The sequence below is a fragment of the uncultured Campylobacter sp. genome, from assembly GCF_937997405.1.
Classification (GTDB): domain Bacteria; phylum Campylobacterota; class Campylobacteria; order Campylobacterales; family Campylobacteraceae; genus Campylobacter_B.
In genome coordinates, this window is record NZ_CALKTL010000132.1 from 1 (window position 1) to 1,373 (window position 1,373).

Below are 1,373 nucleotides of genomic sequence, written 5' to 3' on the forward strand. Positions count from 1 at the left end.
ACGGAAGTGGTCGATACGAACGATATCGTAGATTTTAAAGCTTTCACGCAAGCGTAACGCCGCTGTTTAAACTTAGCTCCAAACCCTCATCCGTTGCGCGCTCGCGATACTCGATCCGCTCACGATTTAAAGCGCCTTTCACCGCCGCAAGGTCGATGGGAGCAGGACAGCCCGATAATATCCAAGGCTCTATTTCGATTTGCTGCGCCCTGCTACCGCCGAAATTTAGAGGCTCGCTTCTGAAATGATCCGAAAAAATCATAAAAATTTCGTCCTGAAAAAAGTGAAACTCGAAGGCGTCGTATCTTAAAATTTCAGCCCCAGCACTCTTAAAGCTTGCGTCCGCAGGGCCGAATATCGCGACGATCTGCGCGCAACTCAATCCGCTTTCTACGCCTGCAAACTCGCCCGAGCGAAGAAATTTTAGCATTTTACCTCTTTGACGGCGCTTGAAAGATACTGCGCGCAAGCAAAGCCTAATGAAATTTAGCGTCCGCGGCCGCAAAAAAAAACGGGCGGGCGCAATCAAAAGTGCGCGGGCGCGTCTTATAAATTTTACTCGCTATACGCGCCGAATTCTAATACTGCGCTCGCGATATGAGCGAATACGGATGCCAGTGCCGCCGTTACAAACCCTAGCTTTCAGCCTTATATCGCACCGCTACCTGCGAAGCGACAAACCGCGCAGATCCGATATTTACCGATTAAAATTTCACAAGCGTTGTAATATCCGAGTTTAAGAAGCGATTTTATAAATCCGCTTTAGCTCATCTGGCGCTGTATTAAGAGCAAATAAACTCGTTCGAGTGCATTAAGGCTAGCCGAAAACCCTTTTTAGATGCGCTTCGTAATCTCTCATAAAACGCTCTACGTCCGGGTTTTTAATGACGTCGTTGCACATAAAAGTAGGCAGCCTTTTCGTGCCTAAAAACTCATTTGCCTTATGAAAATGCAAATAAACGCCGTCCACGCCCACGCCCTCGAAAAAATCGCCCGGCTTATCAAACGCCTGAAGCGGCGCATTCCAAGTGACGCTTAGCATGTGCGATTTGCCTTTTATCAGCACTACGCCTGGGCCGATACGGCTTGCCAGCCCGCCTGTGCCGTAGCCGTCGTTTGGGCTTGCGCTGTGCCGCCCGTCGTTTGCCACTATCTTGCCTATGCCGCCCATAAACACCTCGTCCACGTATTTTTTGACCAACCAAGGCTCGCCCATCCACCACGCGGGCATCTGCCAGATCACGGCGTCCATCCATAGAAATTTTTCCACCTCGCCCTCTATATCGTAGCCCTCATGTATCGTGGTCTCGCGCGTTTCGTGCCCTAGGGCTTGTAGCGTTTCTTTGGCTAGCTCGTGCAGCGTCTTGCTTAGC

General features: G+C 50.3%; 2 protein-coding genes. Both read right to left on the minus strand.

All coding sequences use genetic code 11. The features are described from left to right. Nucleotides 1-43: 43 nt before the first annotated feature. Nucleotides 44-430 (minus strand): hypothetical protein, encoded by a 387-nt coding sequence (locus Q0372_RS07045; protein WP_298104256.1) that lies wholly within the window; start codon nt 428-430, stop codon nt 44-46. A 387-nt stretch (nt 431-817) separates the two neighbouring features. Beyond that, nucleotides 818-1,373, minus strand: a 556-nt coding sequence (locus Q0372_RS07050; protein ID WP_298104259.1) for an NAD(P)H-dependent oxidoreductase, incomplete at its 5' end; no start/stop codon positions are given.